Source organism: Tardiphaga sp. OK245 (genome assembly GCF_900108575.1).
Lineage (GTDB): Bacteria > Pseudomonadota > Alphaproteobacteria > Rhizobiales > Xanthobacteraceae > Tardiphaga > Tardiphaga robiniae.
In genome coordinates this window covers 706,830-729,193 of sequence record NZ_FNWZ01000001.1, presented here as the reverse complement: position 1 = coordinate 729,193, position 22,364 = coordinate 706,830, and the positions used below count along the sequence as shown (strand labels likewise).

At 62.0% G+C, this 22,364-nt stretch carries 19 protein-coding genes and 1 other RNA gene; 7 read left to right on the top strand and 13 right to left on the bottom strand.

The genetic code is table 11. The features are described 5' to 3' along the window. Positions 1–10 precede the first annotated feature (10 nt). Together BLW80_RS03295 and BLW80_RS03290 are read left to right on the top strand one after the other, a co-directional pair. On the top strand, positions 11–1,225 hold the full coding sequence (locus tag BLW80_RS03295) for an efflux RND transporter periplasmic adaptor subunit (protein WP_089265398.1): 1,215 nt from the start codon (positions 11–13) through the stop codon (positions 1,223–1,225). A gap of 10 nt (positions 1,226–1,235) precedes the next feature. Next, positions 1,236–4,394 carry a multidrug efflux RND transporter permease subunit gene (locus BLW80_RS03290; RefSeq protein WP_093756803.1) on the top strand — a complete coding sequence of 1,053 codons (3,159 nt, stop codon included), beginning with the start codon at positions 1,236–1,238 and terminating at the stop codon, positions 4,392–4,394. Positions 4,395–4,460: 66 nt separating this feature from the next. On the opposite strand, the gene BLW80_RS03285 is transcribed toward BLW80_RS03290, so the two are convergent. The 9 genes from BLW80_RS03285 to tkt form a co-directional block, all read right to left on the bottom strand. Beyond that, the gene (locus tag BLW80_RS03285; protein ID WP_093756802.1) at positions 4,461–5,252 is read right to left on the bottom strand and encodes an inositol monophosphatase family protein; all 792 of its coding nucleotides are present in this window, start codon (positions 5,250–5,252) and stop codon (positions 4,461–4,463) included. Positions 5,253–5,354: 102 nt separating this feature from the next. Then, on the bottom strand, positions 5,355–6,425 hold the full coding sequence (locus BLW80_RS03280; RefSeq protein WP_093756801.1) for a tetratricopeptide repeat protein: 1,071 nt from the start codon (positions 6,423–6,425) through the stop codon (positions 5,355–5,357). A gap of 7 nt (positions 6,426–6,432) precedes the next feature. After that, positions 6,433–7,116: a thiamine phosphate synthase gene (locus BLW80_RS03275; RefSeq protein ID WP_093756800.1), complete on the bottom strand. Its 684-nt coding sequence runs from the start codon at positions 7,114–7,116 to the stop codon at positions 6,433–6,435. A 2-nt stretch (positions 7,117–7,118) separates the two neighbouring features. Next, positions 7,119–8,144, bottom strand: a complete 1,026-nt coding sequence (locus BLW80_RS03270) for a class I fructose-bisphosphate aldolase (protein ID WP_089265393.1) — start codon at positions 8,142–8,144, stop codon at positions 7,119–7,121. Positions 8,145–8,311: 167 nt separating this feature from the next. Further along, on the bottom strand, positions 8,312–9,379 hold the full coding sequence (gene fba, locus BLW80_RS03265) for a class II fructose-bisphosphate aldolase (RefSeq protein ID WP_093756799.1): 1,068 nt from the start codon (positions 9,377–9,379) through the stop codon (positions 8,312–8,314). 163 nt (positions 9,380–9,542) lie between these two features. After that, entirely contained in the window at positions 9,543–9,779 is a 237-nt protein-coding gene (locus tag BLW80_RS03260; RefSeq protein ID WP_093756798.1) for a hypothetical protein, read from the bottom strand. 62 nt (positions 9,780–9,841) lie between these two features. Continuing rightward, positions 9,842–11,035 carry a phosphoglycerate kinase gene (locus tag BLW80_RS03255; RefSeq protein WP_093756797.1) on the bottom strand — a complete coding sequence of 398 codons (1,194 nt, stop codon included), beginning with the start codon at positions 11,033–11,035 and terminating at the stop codon, positions 9,842–9,844. A gap of 117 nt (positions 11,036–11,152) precedes the next feature. After that, positions 11,153–12,163: a type I glyceraldehyde-3-phosphate dehydrogenase gene (gene gap / locus BLW80_RS03250; protein ID WP_093756796.1), complete on the bottom strand. Its 1,011-nt coding sequence runs from the start codon at positions 12,161–12,163 to the stop codon at positions 11,153–11,155. 128 nt (positions 12,164–12,291) lie between these two features. Then, positions 12,292–14,277: a transketolase gene (gene tkt, locus BLW80_RS03245; RefSeq protein WP_093756795.1), complete on the bottom strand. Its 1,986-nt coding sequence runs from the start codon at positions 14,275–14,277 to the stop codon at positions 12,292–12,294. 309 nt (positions 14,278–14,586) lie between these two features. Between tkt and BLW80_RS03240 the strand changes: the two genes are divergently transcribed. From BLW80_RS03240 to BLW80_RS03220, 5 genes are all read left to right on the top strand, one after another. After that, entirely contained in the window at positions 14,587–14,916 is a 330-nt protein-coding gene (locus BLW80_RS03240; protein ID WP_093756794.1) for a DUF4164 domain-containing protein, read from the top strand. A gap of 6 nt (positions 14,917–14,922) precedes the next feature. Next, the gene (locus BLW80_RS03235; RefSeq protein ID WP_068735170.1) at positions 14,923–15,306 is read left to right on the top strand and encodes a cell division protein ZapA; all 384 of its coding nucleotides are present in this window, start codon (positions 14,923–14,925) and stop codon (positions 15,304–15,306) included. A 61-nt stretch (positions 15,307–15,367) separates the two neighbouring features. Next, positions 15,368–15,527: non-coding RNA, 6S RNA (gene ssrS, locus BLW80_RS03230), on the top strand. A gap of 129 nt (positions 15,528–15,656) precedes the next feature. After that, positions 15,657–16,244 (top strand): 5-formyltetrahydrofolate cyclo-ligase, encoded by a 588-nt coding sequence (locus tag BLW80_RS03225; RefSeq protein WP_093756793.1) that lies wholly within the window; start codon positions 15,657–15,659, stop codon positions 16,242–16,244. 1 nt (position 16,245) lies between these two features. After that, entirely contained in the window at positions 16,246–17,070 is an 825-nt protein-coding gene (locus tag BLW80_RS03220; protein ID WP_093756792.1) for a TIGR00282 family metallophosphoesterase, read from the top strand. 6 nt (positions 17,071–17,076) lie between these two features. Here the strand turns inward: BLW80_RS03220 and BLW80_RS03215 are convergent, their stop codons facing one another. The 4 genes from BLW80_RS03215 to ppk2 all read right to left on the bottom strand — a co-directional run bounded on the left by BLW80_RS03215 (position 17,077) and on the right by ppk2 (position 22,318). Next, positions 17,077–18,423: a c-type cytochrome gene (locus tag BLW80_RS03215; protein ID WP_093756791.1), complete on the bottom strand. Its 1,347-nt coding sequence runs from the start codon at positions 18,421–18,423 to the stop codon at positions 17,077–17,079. Beyond that, a complete protein-coding gene (locus tag BLW80_RS03210; RefSeq protein ID WP_244527926.1) occupies positions 18,420–20,624 on the bottom strand; it encodes a xanthine dehydrogenase family protein molybdopterin-binding subunit in 2,205 nt (734 codons plus the stop codon). Before BLW80_RS03210 ends, BLW80_RS03215 begins: the two co-directional genes overlap by 4 nt. A gap of 9 nt (positions 20,625–20,633) precedes the next feature. Further along, entirely contained in the window at positions 20,634–21,095 is a 462-nt protein-coding gene (locus BLW80_RS03205; protein ID WP_165826854.1) for a (2Fe-2S)-binding protein, read from the bottom strand. A 296-nt stretch (positions 21,096–21,391) separates the two neighbouring features. Continuing rightward, positions 21,392–22,318, bottom strand: coding sequence for a polyphosphate kinase 2 (ppk2, locus tag BLW80_RS03200; RefSeq protein ID WP_092144861.1), 927 nt, complete (start codon positions 22,316–22,318; stop codon positions 21,392–21,394). Positions 22,319–22,364: the final 46 nt, after the last annotated feature.

Below are 22,364 nucleotides of genomic sequence, written 5' to 3'. Positions count from 1 at the left end.
ATCAAAGTAAATGACGATGTTGAACGCACGCTCTGCAGGCTTCGCGCTTCTGCTGGCGGGACTAGCGCCCGTGCTCGCAGGATGCAACGAACCCAAGGACGCGGTGGCGTCAGCGCCGCCGCAGGTGAGCGAGCCTGAAGTCAGCATCATTTCCGTCACGCAACAGCGACGTGCGCTGGTTCGCGAATTGCCCGGACGTATCGCGCCGACGCGCGTTGCCGATGTGCGCTCGCGTGTGTCGGGCATTATCATCGAGCGCGCGTTTCATCAGGGCACCGAGGTGAAGGCGGGTGACACGCTGTATCGCATCGATCCGAAGCCGTTCGAGGTGGAATTGCAGTCCGCAAAGGCGTCGCTTCACAAGGCGGAAGCTGCCTATGACCTCGCGTCGATGCAGGCCAAGCGCGTGTCGGGTCTTGCACTGCAGAAAGCAGTCTCCGAAGCGGAAGCCGAGAAAGCAGTCGGTGCGCAGCGTCAGGCTGAAGCCGAGATTGCATCCAAGAAAGCCGACGTCGCGCGTGCGCGCCTCAATCTGGACTATGCAACCATCCGCGCGCCGATCGACGGCATTGTCGGAGCCGCTCTGGTGACCGAAGGTGCGCTGCTTGCGCAGAACGACAATACGAATCTCGCCACCATTCAGCAGCTCGATCCGATCTATGCCGATTTCACGCAGTCGGTGTCCGAATTGAATAACTTGCGCCGCTCTTTCGAGACCGGCGATCTCGAGCGGATCGCGCCTGGCGCGGCCAAGGTGAGACTGATGCTTGACGACGGCACGCTCTATTCGCTGCCGGGCAAGCTGCTGTTCTCCGAAGCCAAGGTCGACACCTTCACGGGTCAGGTAACGCTGCGCGGCGAGTTTCCGAACCCGAAGCGTGAGCTGTTACCGGGCATGTATGTCCGCGTGCAGATCGAGCAGGGCATCGACACCGACGCCATTGCCGTTCCGCAGCAGGCAGTGCAGCGCAATGGCGGCGGCGGCGCCGAAGTATTCGTCGTCAAGGATGACGGTCATGTTGCGGTCCAGATGGTACGAACGGGTGCCGTGCAGGACGGTCAGTGGTTCGTGACTGAAGGCCTGAAGGGCGGCGAGCGCGTCGTGGTCGAGGGCTTCCAGAAATTTGCTGCAGGCGACAAGGTCAAGGCGACCGCCTGGACTGATGCGAATGCCACTGCGGGTCTGCCGCCCGAGGGGCAGAAAACCACTCAAGCTCGTCCCTGAGTAATTCAAAATGGCTAGTTTTTTCATCGACAGGCCGATTTTTGCCTGGGTCGTCGCGCTTTTCATTTGTCTTTTCGGCGCTATCGCGATTCCGCAGCTGCCGATTGCGCAGTATCCGATCATCGCGCCGCCATCGATTTCGATCTCGACGAGCTATCCGGGCGCGTCGCCAGAGAATCTCTACAACAGCGTGACGCGGCTGATTGAAGAGGAGCTCAACGGCGCTGCGGGCATCCTGAACTTCGAATCGACGAGCGATTCGCTGGGTGCCGTCGAAATCATCGCGAACTTTCAGCCCGGCACCGATACCAGCCAGGCGTCGGTCGAGGTGCAGAACCGCCTGAAGCGCGTGGAAGCGCGTCTGCCGCGTGCCGTGATCCAGCAGGGCATCCTGGTCGAGGAAGCCTCTGCCGCGGTGCTGAACATCATCACGCTGCGCTCCACCGATAACAGCCTGGATGAAGTCGGCCTCGGCGACTTCATGATCCGTAACATCCTCGGTGAAATTCGTCGTATTCCGGGCGTCGGCCGTGCCTCGCTGTATTCCACCGAGCGCTCGCTGCGCGTCTGGGTCGATCCCGCCAAGCTGGTTGGCTACAATCTGACCTCCGACGACGTCAACAAGGCCATCACCGCACAGAACGCCCAGGTTGCCTCCGGCAGCGTCGGTGCCGAGCCGTCGACAGCGACCACCAAGACGTCGTCACTGGTGCTCGTCAAAGGCCAGCTCTCCACGCCGGAAGAATTCGGCGCCATTGTGCTACGCGCCAATTCCGATGGCTCGACCGTGCGGCTGCGCGACGTCGCCCGGATCGAGATCGGCGGCCTCAGCTACCAGTTCACCACGCGCCTGAACGGCCAGCCGACGGCCGGCCTGTCGGTGCTGATGTCCCCGAAGGGCAACGCGCTGGCGACAGCCTCCGCGATCGAAGCCAAGATGAAGGAGCTGTCGAACTTCTTTCCTGCAAACATTGCCTATGACATTCCGTACAACGTCACGCCGGTGGTCAAAGCATCGATCATGAAGGTGGTGATGACGCTGATCGAGGCGGTTGTCCTCGTCTTCATCGTGATGTTCATCTTCCTGCAGAATTTCCGCTACACGCTGATCCCGACCATCGTCGTGCCCATCGCGCTGCTCGGCACCTGCACGATGCTGTTGTTGGCCGGCTATTCGATCAACATGCTGACCATGTTCGGCATGGTGCTGGCTGTCGGCATCCTCGTTGACGATGCCATCGTCGTGGTCGAGAACGTCGAGCGCATCATGAGCGAGGAGGGGCTTCCGCCGAAGGAAGCCACCAAGAAGGCGATGGGCCAGATCTCCGGCGCCATCATCGGTGTCACGCTGGTGATGATCGGCGTGTTCGTGCCGATGGCGTTCTTCCCCGGCTCGGTGGGCATCATCTATCGCCAGTTCTCGGTCACCATGGTTGCCTCGATCGCGTTCTCCGCGCTGCTGGCGCTGTCGCTGACCCCGGCGCTTTGCGCAACCTTCCTGAAGCCGATCAAGGAAGGACACGGCCATGCCAAGAAGGGCGTGTTCGGCTGGTTCAATCGCAAGCTCGACGCCACCCGCGATGGCTATTCAAGGACAGTGGGCTGGTCGATCCAGCGCACCGGACGCTTGCTGATCGTCTATGTCGCGTTGCTGATGGGACTGACCTGGGGCTTCATGCGGATGCCCGGCGGCTTTCTGCCGATCGACGATCAGGGCTTCATCACCACTGACGTGCAGACGCCGTCGGACTCGTCGTTTGCCCGCACTGAAAGCGCTATCGAAAAGGTCGAGGAATATCTGAAGAAACGTTCCGGCATCGAGAGCGTCGTGTTCCTCACCGGCTTCAGCTTCCTCGGGCAGGGCATGAACACCGCGCAGGCCTTTATCACTCTGAAGGACTGGGCTGAACGCCCACCCGGCGATTCCGCCGCGGCGCTTGTCAACGATATCAATCGGGAATTGTCGTCGATCCGCGACGCCAAGATCTCCGCTTTGCAGCCGCCGCCGATCGATAACCTCGGCAACTCTTCAGGCTTCAGCTTCCGCCTCCAGGACCGCGGTCAGAAGGGGTTCGTCGCGCTTAATGCTGCATCCGACAAGCTGATTGCTGACGCCAATGCCAGCCCGGTGTTGCAGAAGGTGTTCGTCGAAGGTCTGCCACCAGCGCCATTGGTCAATCTGATGATCGACCGCGAAAAGGCAGGCGCCTTCGGCGTCACCTTCGAGGATATCAACAGCACGATCTCGACCAATCTCGGCTCGAACTACATCAACGACTTCCCGAACCGCGGCCGCATGCAGCGCGTCGTGGTGCAGTCCGAGGCCGCCAACCGGATGAACGCGGCCGACATCCTGAACTACAATGTCAAGAACAGCCGCGGACAACTGGTGCCATTCTCGTCATTTGCCACAGTGGAATGGGCAAAGGGTCCGACCCAGATCGCCGGCTTCAACTTCTATCCGGCAGTTCGAATTTCCGGCGAAGCACGGCCCGGCTTCACGTCCGGCGACGCCATCAAGGAGATGGAGCGTCTGTCCGGCCTGTTGCCGCGCGGTTTCGGCTTCGAGTGGACCGGCCAGTCGCTGCAGGAGAAGCTATCGGGCTCGCAGGCGCCGTTCCTGCTCGCGCTGTCGGCGCTGGTGGTGTTCCTGGTGCTCGCAGCGCTTTATGAGAGCTGGACGATCCCGGTGGCCGTGCTGATGACGGTGCCGCTCGGCATCGTTGGCGCCGTACTGGCGGCGAATTTGCGCGGCCTGCCGAACGACGTGTACTTCACGGTCGGTCTGATTACGATCATCGGTCTCGCGGCCAAGAATGCGATTCTGATTATCGAATTCGCCAAGGACCTGCGCGCGCAGGGCAAGTCGCTGGTGGATGCCACGATGGAGGCCTGTTTCCTGCGCTTCCGCCCGATCGTGATGACCGGTCTCGCCTTTATCTGCGGTGTGTTGCCGATGGTCGTCGCATCGGGCGCCGGCGGTGCCAGCCAGCAGGCGCTTGGTACGTCGGTGACCGGCGGCATGATCGCGGTTGTGATCCTGGCGCTGCTGATGGTGCCGGTGTTCTTCGTGTCGGTGCAGCGGCTGTTCTCGCCGGACAAGGCGCCGAAGACGGAAGAGGCAAAGCAGGACGGGCCGACCGCATCGCCGTCCGTGTCGCACAGCTAAGGTAATCAAACAAAAAGCCCGGATGGCGCAACGCCATCCGGGCTTTTTCTATTCGAGCGATCAATCTTACTTTGTCAGCGGCCGCAGGATCTTCGTCAGAGCGTCGTGGACGAACTCGTTGCCGGCAACGACGTTGCCGGTCGTCAGCACATCACCGCCATTGATATCGCCGACAGTGCCGCCGGCTTCCTTGATCAGGATCAGGCCCGCAGCGACGTCCCAAGGCTGCAGGTTGCGCTCCCAATAGCCATCGAGGCGACCGGCTGCCACGAAAGCCAGATCGAGCGAGGCCGCGCCGAAGCGGCGCAGGCCCGCGACCTTTGGCTGCAACGCGGCCATTTCGTTGCGTGACAATTCGAAGTCGCCGCGGCCGATATGCGGGAGGCCGCAGGCGATGACGCATTCGTTGAGCTGCTTGCGGCCGGCGACGCGCAGGCGGGTGTCGTTGAGGAACGCGCCCGAGCCCTTCTCGGCCATATAGAGCTCGTCATTGGCCGGATTGTAGATCAGGCCGGCAATCACCTGACCTTCGCGCGCCAGACCGATCGAGACTGCGAATTGCGGGATGCCGTGCAGGAAGTTGGTGGTGCCATCGAGCGGGTCGACGATCCAGGTGTGGCTCTTGTCAGTACCCTCGCGGTTGCCACCCTCCTCACCGAGGAAGCCATAGCCCGGGCGGGCCTTGTTGAGGTCCGTATAGAGCATCTCTTCGGCCCGCTTGTCGGCGAGGCTGACGAAATTTGCGGGGCCCTTCATGGAGACCTGCAGGTTCTCGATCTCGCCGAGGTCGCGCTTCAGGCTACGGCCGGCGCGGCGCGCGGCTTTCACCATCACGTTCATAAGGGCTGAATTGATCATGCGTTCGTCTCACGACGACCTGACGGCAGGTCTGATTGGGGGTTGCTGAGGCGATGGGTGCCCTGCGGGCGGCATCTCGTCAAGGCAAGATCGCTACAGGGGTCATTTCTGGGTCGTGCCCAGCCACTTCTTGGCGGCTTCCTGGGCCTTGGTCTTTTCCTCGGGGGTAGCCTGGGCCAGAAGCTCGTCGAGCATCAGGTCGCCCTTTCCGGCGGTTTTGGCGACGATGTGCCATTTCAGACCTTCCAGCCGGTCATCTGTATTGGTGCGGAGCGCCAGTACCCGGGCGAGGCGGTTCTGGGCGATCGGGCTGTTCTGTTTGGAGGCTTTGCGGAGCAAGGCGATGGCCGCAGCCTCGTTCTTGGGGGTTCCCGTGCCGTTATAGAGCGCAATGGCATATTCGACCTCGGCGTCGACATTGTCGGCCAGGGATGCCGCCTGGAGCAGGCGAACCGCCTTGTCGATGCTTTTCTCGACGCCGGTGCCTTCCTTGTAGAACGTCGCCAGCGCGTATTGCGCTTCGGGGTTACCGGCATCGGCGGCGACGCGGAGCAATTCGGCCGAACGCTTGACGTCCTGCGGCAGCGTCTGTCCGTCGAGATAGAGCAGCGCCAGATTGTAGGCGGCCTTGGGATTGCCGAGCTTGGCGGAGGATGCCAGCAGCTTCACGGCCTCATCGCGTTTGCCGACATTGCCGCGATCCGACAGTCGCAGCATCGCCAGCGCGAACATGGCCTCGCGGTCGCCGCGTTCCGACGCGCGCTGATACCATTCTGCAGCTTTCGCATAATCGCGTTTGACGCCCAATGCATTGGCATAGAGTTCGCCAAGCATGGTCATCGCCTTCGGATCGTTGTTCTCCTGCGCGCGCTTGCTGGCGAGGTCGAAAGCGGTCTTGTACTGGCCGCGTTGATAGGCGCCATAGACCAGATCGGCATTGGGGTCGGTTGGTGCAGCTTCTGCAGGCTGCGCGGACTTTTCAGGAGGCGGCGTAGGAGCTTTCTTCGCGGCTGTCGGCGCTTTCGCCGGTGCCGGCGCCTTTTTTGGCGCTGCCTTGCTTGCAGCCGGTGGTGGCGTTTGCGCCCCCGGCGGTGTCAGCGAAATCTGCGCGGTCGCGCTGGCTGCCCAGGTCAGGCAGCCGGCAATTACAGTGAGGGAACGCAGAATTTTCATTCCGGCGTTATTCCTGTTCGACCTTGGACTGCCCCGAGACGAGCGTCGCGTATCCCTGCTGGATTGCCTTCTCTGCGTCCATCAAGGCTGCAGCAGCACCGCGCGCGTCGTTCCAGATGATGTCGCCGACCAGCACGAAGTCAGCGCCGGCAGCTGCGAATTCCCTGGCCTCATCGAGCGTTGTGGCGAAGCCTACGCAAGGCGGTTCGAACAATTCGGCCCACCACTGAAGGCGCTCGACAATGGCGTCAGCCGATGGGCGCTGGCCGTTCGGGTCGGGTTCGCCGAATAGCACGTAATCGGCACCGGCCTCGCCCGCTGCCATCGCATTATGGCGCGTCGACAATCCGCCGCAGCCTGCAATGCGATCAGGCTTCAGCGAGGGGAGTGCATCCTGCAGGGGAGCGAGACCGGGCAGATGCGCGCCATCGGCGCCGCCGCGTGCGACGAGCTCGACATTGCCTTCGACCAGCATCGCGGCGCCGTTGGTCTGGATGACAGGCGCCAGCGCCTTGATGCGCGTGATCATGGTGCGCTGGTCGGTCGTCGCCAGTCGCACCAGGACGGCAGCGACATCTGCTTTCTCAAGAAGAGTAGGCAGGTTCGCGGCCAGCGCTGACGGATCCTCGACGACGGGAGTCGCGAGATAGAGGCGCGGCATCGGCGGTGGCGGGACGGGTTTGGAAGCCAAGATTATAGCGCCTTCTGTTCTTGATCAGTCGTCCACTCGCCCTTGCTGGCGAGTGAATTCATGTGTGCACGATGGGTGAAGGCCTGCTGACCGGCGGGCACATTGTTGGCTTTGCCGGACCATGCCTTTTGCGGCGCTGCCTGGAGCGCGCGGCCATAGGAGAATGTCAGTGGCCAGGGCAGGCTGCCGATCCTGTTCATGGCGTCGAGATGCGCGGTCGCATCTTCGTCAGATTGGCCGCCGGAGAGGAATGCGATGCCGGGCACCGATGCGGGCACGCAGTTCTTCAGCATGCGCACGGTCTTCTCGGCCACTTCAGCCACACCAGCCTGTGTCTTCGACTTCTTGCCCGAGACGGCCATGTTCGGCTTCAGGATCATGCCTTCCAGCGCGACCCGCTGGACTCGCAATTCCTGGAACGTCTTGTTGAGCACGCGTTGCGTCACCTCGACGCAGCGGTCGATGTCGTGATCGCCGTCCATCAGCACTTCGGGCTCGACGATCGGGACGATCTGTGCGGCCTGGCATAGCGCTGCATAGCGGGCGAGCGCGTGCGCGTTGACCGAGATTGCGGTCATCGAGGGAATCCCGGCACCGATATCGATCACCGCGCGCCACTTTGCGAAGCGCGCGCCGCGCGCGTAATATTTGGCAAGACGCTCGGCGAGCTTGTCTAGGCCCGCTGTGACGAGCTCACCGGGACAGTTCGGCAAGGCCTGCGTGCCCTCATCGACCTTGATGCCGGGAATGGCGCCGGCTTCCTCGATAAGCCGCACCAGCGGCGTGCCATCCTTGGCGTTTTGCCAGATGGTCTCGTCGTAGAGGATCACGCCGGAAATGTAGCTGCTCATCGCCTCGCGCGAGCGAAACAGCATTTCACGATAATCGCGGCGGCTGTCCTCGGTCGACTCGACGCTGATCGCATCGAAGCGCTTCTTGATCGTGCCTGACGATTCATCTGCGGCAAGCAAGCCCTTGCCCGGCGCGGTCATGGCGCGGGCGATTTTGTTGAGTTCGGCGAGATTCATGGGCATGTCCTGAGCGGGGCTAGTCCTGCAGGTCAATCTAGACCGTTCTCGGGCAAAATCCGAGCATCTGGCCGGCCAATGAGCCCCTCCGCATCCGATTCCGGCAAAAATTCAGCCTGCCATAGGCTGTATGGCAGGCTGAATGGCAGTCAATTGGCAGTTTGGGCTCAGGCGATCTTCGCGTTCAGCTCGCCCGATGCGTAACGCTTGGCCATTTCGGCCGTGGTCAGCACCTTTTTGATTTTGCTGGCCTGGCCGGCGGTATTGAATTCCTGCAGGCGCTGCTTGCAGAGCTTCACCATCGCTTCCATCGCCGGCTTCAGATATTTGCGCGGGTCGAATTCGCTGGGGTTCTCGCTCAGCACCTTGCGGATCTGGCCGGTCATGGCCATCCGGTTGTCGGTGTCGATGTTGATCTTGCGGACGCCGTGCTTGATGCCGCGCTGGATTTCCGACACCGGGACGCCCCAGGTCGGCTTCATCTGGCCGCCGAACTTGTTGATGATATCCTGCAGGTCCTGCGGGACCGAGGACGAGCCGTGCATCACCAGATGGGTGTTCGGCAACTTGCGGTGGATTTCCTCGATCACGTTCATGGCGAGGATATCGCCGTCCGGCTTGCGGGTGAACTTGTAGGCGCCGTGCGAAGTGCCCATGGCAATCGCCAACGCGTCGACCTGCGTCTCCTTCACGAACTTCACGGCCTCGTCGGGATTGGTCAGCAGCTGGTCATGGCTGAGCTGGCCCTCGGCGCCGTGGCCGTCTTCGGCCTCGCCCATGCCGCTCTCCAGCGAGCCGAGCACGCCGAGTTCGCCTTCCACCGAGATGCCGCCGAGATGGGCCATGTCGGTGACGGTCTTGGTCACGCCGACATTATAGTCCCAGTCCGCCGCTGTCTTACCGTCCGCTTTGAGCGAACCATCCATCATCACCGAGGTGAAACCGGCCTGGATTGCGGTCATGCAGGTTGCTGCTTCGTTGCCGTGATCGAGATGCACGCAGACGGGAATGTGCGGATAGATTTCGGTGACCGCGTCCATCATGTGCTTGAGCATGATGTCATTGGCGTAGGAGCGGGCGCCGCGGGAGGCCTGGATGATCACCGGCGCATCGACGGAGTTGGCCGCGTCCATGATCGCCAGCGCCTGTTCCATATTGTTGATATTGAAGGCCGGCACTCCGTAATCGTGTTCTGCCGCGTGATCGAGCAGTTGACGCAACGTAATACGGGCCATGCAGGAAGCTCCTTGTAAATTGGGACAGGCGCAAACGCCGCGCCGAGGGATATATGGCTCTTAGCGCGAGGAGACGGCGAATCCAAGACGCCATCAGTCGCGCATACAGCCAACGTTAATCGCCACGATGGCTCAGCGTTCCAGCTAATGGAATTCCCGGTAACTAATGTTCGCGAGCTTCGAGTGCCGCGACGTGCTCTTCCACTTCAGTCACGCGCTCGTCGAAATCGCCAGCAGTCGCACGCATCATCACGAGCATGCCGGCAGCGTCCCGACGCTGCTTACGGCTTATTTCTTCCAGCCGATCAAGACGCTGTTCAACCGAGCTACGAAACGACGAAATATCATCGCGGATCGCGATGAGGATGTCCGTCGTGATCTTGATCGGTTCGTCTGCCATAGCAGGAACATACCATAAACATTGCGGCGACCACAAGTCTTGCGGGCAAAAATTTACCGCTGCTACTTCTTCAACACTTCCACGCCCGGCAGCGGCTTGCCTTCCATCCATTCGAGGAAGGCGCCGCCGGCGGTCGAGATGTAGGAGAAGTCATCGGCGACGCCGGCGTGATTGAGCGCGGCCACCGTGTCGCCGCCGCCGGCTACTGAAATCAGCTTCTTCGCCTTGGTGCGCGCCGCTGCGTGTTTGGCGCCGGCAACCGTGCCGCGGTCGAACGGTGTCATTTCAAATGCGCCGACCGGGCCATTCCAGACCAGCGTGGCGGCATCGTCGATGGCCGAGTTGATGCGTTCGATCGACTGCGGACCGACGTCGAGGATCATGCCCTCATCGGGGATCGCATCGAGGCCGTAGGCGTGAGACGGTGTGTTGGCGGCGAAGTGGAATGCGACGATGGCGTCCACCGGCAGGATGATGGCGCAGCCCGACGCTTCAGCTTTGTCGATGATCCGCAGCGCGGTGGCGGCGAGATCTTTCTCGCACAGCGACTTGCCGACCTTGACACCCTGCGCATGCAGGAAGGTGTTGGCCATGCCGCCACCGATCACGAGCGCATCGACCTTGGTGACGAGATTTTCGAGGAGATCGATCTTCGACGAGACCTTGGCGCCGCCGACGATGGCGATCACCGGCTTGGTCGGTGCGTCCAGCGCCTTGCCGAGCGCGTCCAACTCGGCCTGCATGGTGCGGCCGGCATAAGCGGGCAGCTTGTGGCCGAGACCTTCGGTGGAGGCGTGGGCGCGATGCGCCGCCGAGAATGCGTCATTGACCCAGATGTCGCCGAGCTTGGCGAGTTCGGCGACGAAAGCCGGATCGTTCTTCTCCTCAGCGGAATGGAAGCGCGTGTTCTCAAGGCAGAGAACGTCGCCGTCCTTCATGGCGCCAACGGCCTTGGCTGCGACGTCGCCGACGCAGTCGTAGGCAAAGGCGACCGGCTTCTTGATCACATCGGCAAGTGCTGCAGCAACGGGCTTCAGTGAGTTCTTGTCGTCGCGGCCCTTGGGGCGGCCGAAATGCGCAAGCAGGATGACCTTGCCGCCCTTGTCGGAAATTTCGGTGATGGTCGGCGCGATGCGTTCAAGCCGCGTTGCGTCGGTAACCTTGCCACCATCCATGGGTACGTTGAGATCGACGCGCACGAGAACGCGTTTGCCCTTCACATCGACGTCGTCGAGGGTGCGGAAAGAATTGGTCATGATGTTGTGTCCCAAACGCCGGTCAGCGCAGAGCGGCGCGCCGCGAAGCGGGGACCGCTACATTCGTTGGCTCCCGGACGCGGCGTCTTATGCTGCGTCCGGGATAACGGTCGTGTCTTAGAGCAGCTTGCCCATCGCGACGGCGGTATCGGCCATGCGGTTGGAGAAGCCCCACTCGTTGTCGTACCAGGAGAGCACGCGCACCAGCGTGCCGTTCTGCACCTTGGTCTGGTCGAAGGCGAAGGTCGACGAATGCGGATCGTGATTGAAGTCGATCGACACGTTCGGGTGCGAAGTAGTGCCGAGCACGCCCTTCAGCTCGCCGGCCGCAGCCTTCTTGATCGCTTCGTTGATCTCTTCCTTTGTGGTGCTCCTTTTGGCGATGATCTTGAGATCGACCACCGAGACGTTCGGGGTCGGTACGCGGATCGAAACGCCGTCGAGCTTGCCGGCCAGTTCGGGCATCACGAGGCCGATGGCCTTCGCGGCGCCGGTCGAGGTCGGAATCATCGACATCGCAGCGGCGCGGCCGCGATAGAGATCGCTATGCAGCGTGTCCAGCGTCGGCTGGTCGCCGGTGTAAGCGTGGATCGTGGTCATGAAGCCGGTTTCGATACCGACGGTCTCGTTCAGCACCTTGGCGACAGGCGCCAGGCAGTTGGTGGTGCACGAACCGTTGGAAACGACCAGATGCTCCTTGGTCAGGCTCTTGTGGTTGACGCCGTAGACGATCGTGGCATCAGCACCATCGGACGGAGCCGAAACCAGCACGCGCTTGGCGCCTGCGGTCAGATGCGACGTCGCCTTCGCCTTGGCGCTGAAGATGCCGGTGCATTCGAGCGCGATATCGATGCCGAGATCCTTCCACGGCAGCGTGTTCGGATCGCGCACCGCAGTGACCTTGATCTTGTTGCCGTTGCCGAGCTGGATGCTGTCGCCGTCGACGGTGACGTCGCCGGGGAAGCGGCCATGCACGCTGTCGAAGCGCAGCAGGTGGGCGTTGGTTTCAACCGGCCCCAGATCGTTGATGGCGACGACTTCGATGTCGGTGCGCTTGGACTCGTAGATCGCCCGCAGGACGTTGCGGCCGATGCGGCCAAAACCGTTGATCGAAACCCGGACTGCCATTCAACTTCTCCCTTTTATTAGGCTCAAACCTCGCGTGAGGGCCTTCATATAGTGACGTGTGACGGGCGTTTCATGCCCTGAATGGAACGCTGGTGCAATGTGTCAAATTTACCAGCGTTCCGATAGAGTTAAGCCGCGTTGTGCTTGCTGGTTGCAGCCTCGACCACGGCCTCGGCCGTGATGCCGAACAGCTTGTAAAGCTCCTTGGCCGGCGCGCTCGAGCCGAAGCCCTTCATGCCGATGAAGGTGCCATCGTGTCCGATCACGGCATCCCAGCCGAACCGGACCGCGGCTTCGACGGCGATCTTGATCGGCGCGTCGCCAATGATCGCCTTCTGGCGCTCTTCAGGCTGCTCCAGCAGTAGTTCGAGCGAGGGGACCGATACGACCCGCGTCGCGATGCCCTTGTCGGCCAGTTGCTTCTGCGCAGCGACGGCGATCTCGACTTCCGAACCCGAGGCGAAGATCGACACGGCGGCTTTGCCCTTGGCCGCGATCAACTCATAGCCGCCAGCGGCGCAGAGATTGTCGTCGTGATGGGTGGTGCGCACCGGCGTCAGGTTCTGGCGCGACAGGGCCAGCATGGTTGGGCCGTTGGTCTTCTCCATGGCGAGCTGCCAGCATTCGGCAGTCTCGACCGTGTCCGCGGGGCGGAACACGCGCATGTTCGGCATCGCGCGCATCGCGGCCAGATGCTCCACCGGCTGGTGGGTCGGGCCGTCTTCGCCGAGGCCGATCGAGTCGTGGGTCATGATGTAGATGACCGGGATCTGCGCCAGCGCCGAGATGCGCATCGCCGGTCGCGCATAGTCGGTGAAGCACATGAAGGTCGCGCCGGCCGGGATGAAGCCGCCATGCAGCGCGATGCCGTTCATGGTTGCGGCCATGCCCATTTCGCGAATGCCGTAGTGAATGTAGCGACCCTTGAATTCGCCGGGCTTCACTTCGATGGCGCCCTTGGTGCGGGTGTTGTTCGATGGCGTGAGATCGGCCGAACCGATCACCATTTCCGGCACGACCTGCACCAGCGCTTCGAGCGCGAGTTCGCTCGCCTTGCGAGTCGCGACGGTCTGCGGCTCGGCGATCAGCTTCTTCTTCAGCGTGAGGATCGCGTCCGCCATGGCTGTCGGTCGAACGTGATCGTTGCGGCGGGTGAATTCGCTGCGCTTGTCGTCCGGAAGGGCATCAAAACGTTTCTGCCAGTCCGCGTGCGCCGATGCGCCCTGCTTGCCGACATTGCGCCAGGCCTGCAGGATATCATCGGGCACCTCGAACGGGCCGTAATTCCAGTCCAGTGCCTTCTTGGCGCCTGCGAGTTCTTCCGCGCCGAGCGGTTCGCCGTGGGCCTTCGAGGTACCGGCGCGGGTTGGCGCACCAAAGCCAATCTTGGTCTTGCAGGCGATCATCGATGGGCGGTCGGACGCCTGCGCCTGCTTGATCGCAGCGGCGATGGCGACCTGGTCGTGGCCATCGACATGCACGGCATTCCAGCCATGGGCCTTGAAGCGTGCGACCTGATCGACGCTGTCGGCAAGCGACAGCGGACCGTCGATGGAAATGCCGTTGTCGTCATAAAGGAAGATCAGCTTCGACAGCTTGAGATGACCGGCCATGGCCAGAGCTTCGTGGCTGACACCTTCCATCAGGTCACCATCGGAGCACAGCACGTAAGTGTAGTGATCGACGATATCGCCGTATTCGGCGGCCAGCATGCGCTCGGCGAGCGCGAAGCCAACGGAGGTGGCGATGCCCTGACCGAGCGGACCCGTGGTGGTCTCGACGCCTGAGGTGTGGAAATTCTCGGGATGACCCGGAGTTTTGGAATGCAGCTGGCGGAAGTTCTTCAACTGGTCGAGCGTCATCTCCTTGTTGCCCGTCAGATAGAGCAGGGCATAGAGCAGCATCGAGCCGTGACCGGCCGAGAGGATGAAGCGATCGCGATCCGGCCACTTCGGATCGGCTGCGTCAAATTTGAGGAACTGTGTGAACAGCACGGTGGCGACGTCGGCGGCGCCCATCGGCAGCCCAGGGTGACCGGATTTGGCCTTTTCCACGCCGTCCATGGCGAGGGCACGAATCGCGTTGGCCATTTTCGAGTGATCAACCTGCGCCATGTCGGTTTCCGTTTAAATTGAAGGGAATGGAATATTCTGCGTCCGCAAGAGGGGCGGTCTGCAGCGAGATGTTGGGATCGCTTAGGAGAAACTGGTGGATAGCATCTGGGTTCCTGGGAGTCCAAGGTCTCCCGGACAGTTCTGGTCTGTGGATATCTACCGGCGGTTTTTGTCGGCTTTGCGGTGCATAGCTTTTAAGCTTTGTTGCGTCCGGCTCGCTTGCAACCTAAGTTTCAGGGCCTAAAGGCTTGCGGAGCCGTGGTTTTTGAGCTCCCGTCGCATCACACCCAAGGTCCCGCGTAACCCAGTATGATCGAACGACCCGCCCATCTCACAGCCTCCGATCCCGCCAATGGCGGTGCGGCGGAGATTGACTCTGCCACGCGGCGGTTGATGGCAGCGCTGGATGCTCTGGAAAGTGCGGTCGAGCGCCGTCGTGAGGCGGATCGCGACGAGGATGAGCTGGCCACCCGCATTCAGGCGCTTGGCGCTGACCGGTCCCGGCTGGCGGATGAGCTTGATGGCACGCTGGTGAAATCGCGCCGGCTGGAGCGCGCCAATCGCGAGATCGCCGACAAGCTCGACACCGCCATTGGCACCATCCGTGCGGTGCTGGCGACTGACAATGCGCATGAGTAAAGCGAGATGAGCCACGTCAACGTTACAATCAATGGCCGGCAATATCGCATGGCCTGCGAGGAGGGGCAGGAGACCCGCCTGCTGCGGCTGGCGGAAAGTCTTGAATCCCGCGTCGAAAACCTGCGTGGCAAATTCGGTGAGATCGGCGATGCGCGGTTGACGGTGATGGCGGCACTGACCATTGCCGACGAACTGGTCGATGCCAATCAGCAGATCCGTGCCCTGCAGGAAGAACTCGCCGCATTACGCGATGTGCGCGTTGTCGCCGCGGATCGCGCACGGGCGACGCAGACGGCGGTTGCCGCGGCCCTGAATGCTGCGGCAGAGCGGATCGAGAAGACCACCCAGGTGCTCAACCGCACCATCGGCGGCGGCGTTGCTATTGGATAACGCAGGCTTTGATGCCAAGCGGGCACTGGCGCATCCGTCTCATAACCCCTACATTGCTCAGGCGAGGCTGCGTCGCGCGTCAGGAGCCATATATCCCCGGGGCCTTATCGATCCTTCAGGGAACTGTCCCTGACCAGGTCCGTGGACCTGGTCACATGGTGCCCACCTACTTTCGTAGGTGCTCCGGGATCGAGTGCTTCAACGGCCATCGTGGCTTCGCACTTTTACTTTTTTGATGGCTGTGGCCCTTGCGTGGCGTTTGCCGTGCAATCTTAGCCTCGATCGCCAAAGATGATCGCGAAGACCGGTGCTGCGCTTCCGCAGTCCCTGCGGACAGCCTATCGTATGGCATGTCCGACACGCCGCCCACTCCGACAAAGATTGAGCTCCGCATCGCCGCGCTGGCACGCCGCACGGCGCTGAGCGAGGCCGAACGGTCGGCAGCCGCACAAGCCATCGCAGCGCGTGGGCTGCCTTTTCCGGTCAGGGCCGGCGACATCGTCGCCGGCTATTCTCCCATCCGCAGCGAGATCGATCCAATTCCGCTGATGCAGCATCTCGCCGCCCAGGGGGCGCGACTGGCGCTCCCGGTGATCATCGCCCGTGATGAGCCCCTGATGTTCCGGATCTGGAGCCCGAGTGATGCGCTGGTGCGCGGTTCACTGGGCATTCCGGAACCAGCACCGGACGCGCCGCCACTGATCCCCGATATCCTGCTGGTCCCACTCGCGGCATTCGACCGCGCCGGCCACCGCATTGGCTATGGCGCGGGGCATTACGATCGCACCTTCGCGCAACTGCACGCCATCAAGCCATTTATCGCCGTGGGCGTGGCCTTCGACACCCAGGAAATCGAGGCCATTCCCATGCAACCACACGACGTGGCGCTGGATTATGTGCTAACCGAAACCCGGACGATCGATTTTCGGAGCATCTGACTTGCGTATTCTCTTCATCGGCGACGTGGTCGGCAAAACCGGCCGCGTGGTGATCCTCGAAAAACTGCCGGGCCTGATCCGCGACTGGAAACTCGATCTTGTCATCATCAATGGCGAGAACGCCGCCGGCGGCTTCGGTATCACCGAGACGATCTATAATGATCTTATCGACGCTGGCGCCGATGCGGTGACGCTCGGCAATCACGCCTGGAATCAGAAAGAGGCGCTGGTCTTCATCGAACGCGCGCCGCGTCTGATCCGTCCGTTGAATTTCCCGCGCCACACGCCGGGCCGCGGCGCTGCGCTGATCGACGCCAAGAACGGTGCGCGTGCGCTTGTAATCAACGCCATGGGGCGTGTCTTCATGGAGCCACTCAACGATCCGTTCAGCGCTGTCGGCAAGGAGATCGATGCCTGTCCGCTGGTGGAAGCCGCGGACGCCATCGTGGTGGATTTCCACGGCGAAGCCTCGAGCGAAAAGCAGGGCATGGGTTACTTCTGCGATGGCCGCGTGAGCCTCGTCGTCGGCACGCATACGCATGTCCCGACCGCTGATCATCAGATCCTCGCAGGCGGCACCGCCTACATGACCGATGCCGGCATGACCGGCGACTATGATTCCGTGATCGGCATGCAGAAGGAAGAGCCTGTCAGGCGCTTCACGACCGGCATTCCCTCCGGCCGTTTCGAGCCCGCCTTCGGCCCGGCGACCTTGTCGGGCGTTGCGGTCGAAACCGATGACAAGACCGGCCTCGCATCACGGATCGCGCCTGTGCGGCTCGGTGGCCGGCTGTCGCAGGCCGTGCCCGAGTTCTGGCTGACCTAGTTCGGCCTACTGCTCCGTCTGTTTGCGCAAATCCGCGACATCGCTTGCCGTGATCTGCGATCCCTTGCTGCCGAAGCGCGCGGTCACGTAATTCGCGACAGCCGCGATCTCCGTATCTGAATGGCTCTTGCCGAAAGCTGGCATCGAGAGTGCGCCTTGCGGCGTATGCCGCTTGGTGCCGGAGATCACGATCTGCGCGACGTTCGTCGCGCCGGGATCGTTAACGGCCCACGCGCCAGTCAGCGTGGCCATGGGCGAGAGTGCGCTCTCGCCTGTCCAGCCATGGCAGCTCACGCAGGCGCCCTGGAAGACCGTCTTGCCAAGCGCGTTCGCCGTCATGCCGTCCCTGTGCGAGGGCGGTGCGGGTGGCGCGAGTTTCGCGGGCAGATCAGGTGAGGGCACCGCCGGCACCGTGCGCAGGAATGCGACCATCGCCTTGATATCCGTCGGCGCCATCTTGCTGAAACTGTGGTCCACGGCTTCGCCCATCGGCCCTGAAGCGGTGCCGTGACCTTTGGCATGTCCGACCGACAGATAGGAAACGACATCGTCGTCGCTCCAGTTGCCAAGGCCCGTCGTCTTGTCCGAGGTGATATTGAAGGCCCGCCATCCGGCGGTCAGCGCGCCAGCAAATTTCTTGCGGTTGTCGAGCGCGAAGCCGAGATTGCGCGGCGTGTGGCATTCGCCGCAATGCGCCAGCGCCTCGACGAGATAGGCGCCCCTGTTCCATTCCGGGCTTTGCGACGTATCGGGTTCGAAGCGCGTATCGGGATTGAACAATGCCGACCAGAATGTCATTGCCCAGCGCTGATTGAACGGAAAGGCCAGCGTATTCTCAGGCGGCGCTGCGCGCACCGGTGCGAGGCTGAACAGATAGGCCTTGACCGCGAGCGTGTCCGCATCGGTCATATAGGTGTAGGACGTATAGGGCATTGCCGGATAGAGCCGGGCGCCGTCGTGGCGCTTGCCGCTTCGAACGGCGTCGAGAAACTGCTGGTCGGTGTAGTTGCCGATGCCTGTCTCTTTGTCCGGTGTGATGTTGGTCGAATACAGCGTGCCAAACGGCAGTTTGAATGCGAAGCCGCCGGCATATTCCTTGCCGCCGGGCGCAGTGTGGCAGACCATGCAATCCGCCGCACGCGCGAGATATTCACCGCGCTCGATCGGGCTGGCGCTGGTCATGTTGGCGGGAACGCCGGTCGGATTGGCGCCCTTGTAGTCGGCCAGCGCTACCTTCGGCCCACCCGAGAAGGCCATCGGTCCGGGGCCGCGCACATAGAGCGCAGCGCCGGCTGCAGCCACGACACCGATCACAATGACGCTGCCGAGAATGCGACGTGCGGCGGGCGTCATGACTTCTTCCTCTCGGCGATCGCATCACGGTCGATCGGCATCCTGCGCAACGCAACGCCAGTCGCGGCATAGATCGCATTGCGCAGTGCCGGCGGGCCACCGATCACGCCGCACTCGCCTATGCCGCCGGGCGCTTCGCCGCTCTTGATGAGGTGGACATTGATTTTCGGCATCTGGTCGATCCGAAGCATGCGATAGTCGTGGAAATTGGACTGCTGCACACGTCCCTTCTCGATGGTGATGTCGCCATAGAGCGCGGCGGTGAGGCCGAACACGATGCCGCCTTCGATCTGCGCCACGATGGTGTCGGGATTGACAGCGATGCCGGTGTCGACCGCCACGTTGACCTGACGCAGACGGATCTCGCCCTGAGAATCCACCTCCGCTTCGACCACAGTCGCGATCGAAGTATCGAAGGTGGGCTGGATGCTCACGCCGCGTCCGACGCGCGCTGGCAGCGGCTGACCCCAGTTGGCCTTCTCCGCCGCGAGATTGAGGGCCGCCAGCATCCGTGGTGCCTTGCCGAGCAATTCACGCCGGAACACGACGGGATCCTTGCCGGCCTTGCGAGCGAGCTCATCCATGAAGCTCTCGATCGCGAACACGTTATTGTTCGGGCCGACGCCGCGCCAGAAGCCGGTCGGCACCGCCGGCGGTTCGACACGGACATATTCACACTGGAAATGCGGGAAGTCGTAGGGCTGGTCCGCAGCACTATCGATGGCGTCGATGTCGATGCCCTTCTGGAACGCAGGCGGCAGCCAACGCGCGATCACGGCCGAGCCTGCGATCTTGTACTTGAAGCCGACCACTTTGCCGTTGGACAGTGTCGCCGAAATGTTGTCGCGATAGACGGGGCGATAAATGTCGTGCTGGATGTCCTCTTCGCGGGTCCACACCACCTTGACCGGTCCATTGACCTGTTTGGCGATGCGCACCGCCGCCACGACCATGTCAGGCTCAAGCCTGCGGCCGAAGCCGCCGCCGATCATGTGCTGATTGACCGTCACCTTGTCGACCGGCAAGCCAGCGGCCTTGGCAGCCTCGGACTGCACCCGCGACATGATCTGCGTGCCCGTCCAGACCTCGCAGGAATCTCCCTTGAAGTGCACCGTGCAATTCAAGGGCTCCATCGTCGCATGCGCAAGGAACGGCATCTCGTAGGACGCGTCGATCCGTTCGCCGGTGGCGAGACCCTTGGCGATGTCGCCAACGGATTTGGCGATCACGCCGTCCGTTTCGCTGGCCGTGCGCAAATGCGCCCAGATGTCCTTTGAACTGATCTTGGCGTTGGGCCCTTCGTCCCAGGTGATGTCGAGTGCTTCGAGCCCGGACCTAGCGGCCCACATGTGGTCGCCGACCACGGCCACGAGGTCGTCGAGCACCACGATCTGCCGCACGCCCGGAATCTTCTTCGCCGCGCGGTCATCGACCTTGGCGAGTTTGCCGCCGAACACCGGGCATTGTGCCAGCGTCGCGAATGTCATGCCCGGTATCATTGCGTCGATACCGTAGATCGTTTTGCCGTTGACCTTGTCCGGTGTATCGAAGCGCTTCAGCGGCTTGCCGATCACCGAGAAGTCTTTCGGGTCCTTGAGCGCGACGTCCTTCGGCGGCGTGAGTTTGCCGGCGGCGTCGCACAACTCGCCATAAGACAGTTTGCGCCCGCTGGCCGTATGCATCACTTGCCCGTTCGACGCCGTGCAGCTCGCAGGTTCGACCTGCCACTGTTCAGCTGCGGCTTGCACCAGCATCGCACGCGCGGTTGCGCCGGCATTGCGTAGAGGTTTCCAGAATGCACGCACCGAAGTCGATCCGCCGGTCGCCTGGATGATGAAAATTGGATTGCCGTAGAGCTTGTCGCTGGGCGGCGCATGTTCCAGCGTGATCTGCGCATAGTCGGCGTCGAGCTCTTCGGCGAGGATCATGGCGATGGCGGTATAGATGCCTTGCCCCATCTCGACTTGCGGCATCACCAGTGTCGTCTTGCCGGTGGTGTCGATGCGGATGAAGGCGTTGGGGGCGAATTTGCCCTCCGTCGTATCGGGAGGTTGCGTCGGCTCATTGGCCGCGCGGACCGGAAGCTGGAAGGCGAACATAAAGCCACCGGCAAAGGCGCCAGCGAGCAGATTGCGCCGTGACAGGCCAGAAGGCTTGTTTGCAGGACTGGTCGCAACAAGCATGTTGTCTGCAAGTTTCATGGCCGACTCCTAGGTTTGCCGTTCGGAGGCAGCATGCTTGATCGCTTCACGCACCCGGACATAGGTGCCGCAGCGACAGATATTTCCGGCCATGGCGGCATCGATGTCAGAATCGTCAGGGGTTGGCGTAGAAGCGAGGAGCGCCGCCGCTGACATGATCTGCCCGGACTGGCAGTAACCGCATTGAATGACTTCGAGGTCGAGCCAGGCTTTCTGCACCTTGGCGCCGACCGGTGTGGTGCCGACGCCTTCGATTGTGGTGATGGCGCGTCCGCTCACCGCACTGACCGGCAGCAGACAGGAGCGCACGGCCTTGCCGTCGATATGCACAGTGCATGCTCCGCATAGCGCAACGCCGCAGCCGAATTTTGTGCCGGTCATGCCGAGAATATCGCGCAGCACCCAGAGCAGAGGCATGTCGTCTGGTGCGTCGAAGGACTTCTGCTCGCCGTTGATATTGAGATTTGCCACAGTGAGACCCCCGTTTGCTCGACTCGATGATGCAATGGCGAATGGTTCGTCATCGACCAACGACGGTACTATAGGCGTACGGTCATCATTTCAAAAGCAGCAATAAGATGCAGCAGGACTATACATTGGTTTGTATGTCGCGCGAGCGTGTCTGTCGGATAAATCGCGGTAAAATCTGCGCGACGTCATCCGACGCCCTCCTCGTGGGCGTCGGATGACTTTTATTCAAAAGAATATTGCGGTTGCGTTAGGCTCGGCCTGCCCGAAAAACGTTACGCGATCTGCCGACTGTGGGGCTAGTACCGCTCCGGCACATACATTTCGGCTGGCACCGGCGTGCGGTGATAGTCGGGATTGCGTACGCGTGCAGGCAGGACCACAGGCGGATGCTCGACTTCCTGATAGGGAAGCTGTTCGAGCAGATGCGCGATGCAGTTCAGGCGGGCCTTCTTCTTGTCGACGGCCTGCACCACATGCCACGGGGCTTCCGGAATATGCGTATGCTCGAGCATCGCTTCCTTTGCCTTGGTGTATTGCTCCCAGCGGGTGCGCGCCTCGACATCCATCGGGCTGAGCTTCCACTGCTTGAGCGGATCGGCGATGCGCATCGAGAAGCGCAGGTGCTGCGCTTCATCGGTGATCGAGAACCAGTATTTGACCAGGATGATGCCCGAGCGCACCAGCATGCGTTCGAATTCCGGCACCGAGCGGAAGAATTCCTCCACGTCATCCTCGGTGCAGAAACCCATCACGCGCTCGACGCCGGCGCGGTTGTACCAGCTACGATCGAACAGTACGATCTCGCCGCCGGCGGGGAGATGCGAGACGTAACGCTGGAAGTACCATTGGGTGCGTTCGCGCTCATTCGGCGCGGGGAGTGCGGCAACGCGGCAAACGCGTGGATTGAGCCGCTGGGTGATCCGCTTGATGACGCCACCCTTGCCAGCGGAATCGCGACCCTCGAAGATCACCACGACCTTGAGCTTGTTCTGCTGCACCCAGCTCTGCAACTTCACCAATTCGCCCTGCAGGCGGAACAGTTCCTTGAAATAGAGGCGTCGCTCGATGGTCTCCGCCGGGCTGTGGTCGGACATTTCGTTGGTCAGGGCGTCGAGACGGTCGTCATCGATCTCGAGCTCGAGTTCTTCGTCGAAGCCGTCCAGCATCTCTGCACGAATGCGGTCGTGGATTGCTTGCGCGTCGTCGAGGGAATGTTCGGTCATGGCAGCTCCGCTTGTATCGAATGGGTCCACGGTTATGGACCGATGC

What these genes read in the sequence shown, in the direction of transcription:
- BLW80_RS03255 (WP_093756797.1), bottom strand. Translation starts at nt 11,035, where the DNA reads ATGACCAATTCTTTCCGCACCCTCGACGACGTCGATGTGAAGGGCAAA.
- BLW80_RS03225 (WP_093756793.1), top strand. Translation starts at nt 15,657, where the DNA reads ATGTCCGACACGCCGCCCACTCCGACAAAGATTGAGCTCCGCATCGCC.
- tkt (WP_093756795.1), bottom strand. Translation starts at nt 14,277, where the DNA reads ATGGCGCAGGTTGATCACTCGAAAATGGCCAACGCGATTCGTGCCCTC.
- BLW80_RS03270 (WP_089265393.1), bottom strand. Translation starts at nt 8,144, where the DNA reads ATGAATCTCGCCGAACTCAACAAAATCGCCCGCGCCATGACCGCGCCG.
- BLW80_RS03235 (WP_068735170.1), top strand. Translation starts at nt 14,923, where the DNA reads ATGAGCCACGTCAACGTTACAATCAATGGCCGGCAATATCGCATGGCC.
- gap (WP_093756796.1), bottom strand. Translation starts at nt 12,163, where the DNA reads ATGGCAGTCCGGGTTTCGATCAACGGTTTTGGCCGCATCGGCCGCAAC.
- BLW80_RS03295 (WP_089265398.1), top strand. Translation starts at nt 11, where the DNA reads ATGACGATGTTGAACGCACGCTCTGCAGGCTTCGCGCTTCTGCTGGCG.
- BLW80_RS03285 (WP_093756802.1), bottom strand. Translation starts at nt 5,252, where the DNA reads ATGATCAATTCAGCCCTTATGAACGTGATGGTGAAAGCCGCGCGCCGC.
- fba (WP_093756799.1), bottom strand. Translation starts at nt 9,379, where the DNA reads ATGGCCCGTATTACGTTGCGTCAACTGCTCGATCACGCGGCAGAACAC.
- BLW80_RS03215 (WP_093756791.1), bottom strand. Translation starts at nt 18,423, where the DNA reads ATGACGCCCGCCGCACGTCGCATTCTCGGCAGCGTCATTGTGATCGGT.
- BLW80_RS03260 (WP_093756798.1), bottom strand. Translation starts at nt 9,779, where the DNA reads ATGGCAGACGAACCGATCAAGATCACGACGGACATCCTCATCGCGATC.
- BLW80_RS03280 (WP_093756801.1), bottom strand. Translation starts at nt 6,425, where the DNA reads ATGAAAATTCTGCGTTCCCTCACTGTAATTGCCGGCTGCCTGACCTGG.
- BLW80_RS03240 (WP_093756794.1), top strand. Translation starts at nt 14,587, where the DNA reads ATGATCGAACGACCCGCCCATCTCACAGCCTCCGATCCCGCCAATGGC.
- ppk2 (WP_092144861.1), bottom strand. Translation starts at nt 22,318, where the DNA reads ATGACCGAACATTCCCTCGACGACGCGCAAGCAATCCACGACCGCATT.
- BLW80_RS03290 (WP_093756803.1), top strand. Translation starts at nt 1,236, where the DNA reads ATGGCTAGTTTTTTCATCGACAGGCCGATTTTTGCCTGGGTCGTCGCG.
- BLW80_RS03210 (WP_244527926.1), bottom strand. Translation starts at nt 20,624, where the DNA reads ATGAAACTTGCAGACAACATGCTTGTTGCGACCAGTCCTGCAAACAAG.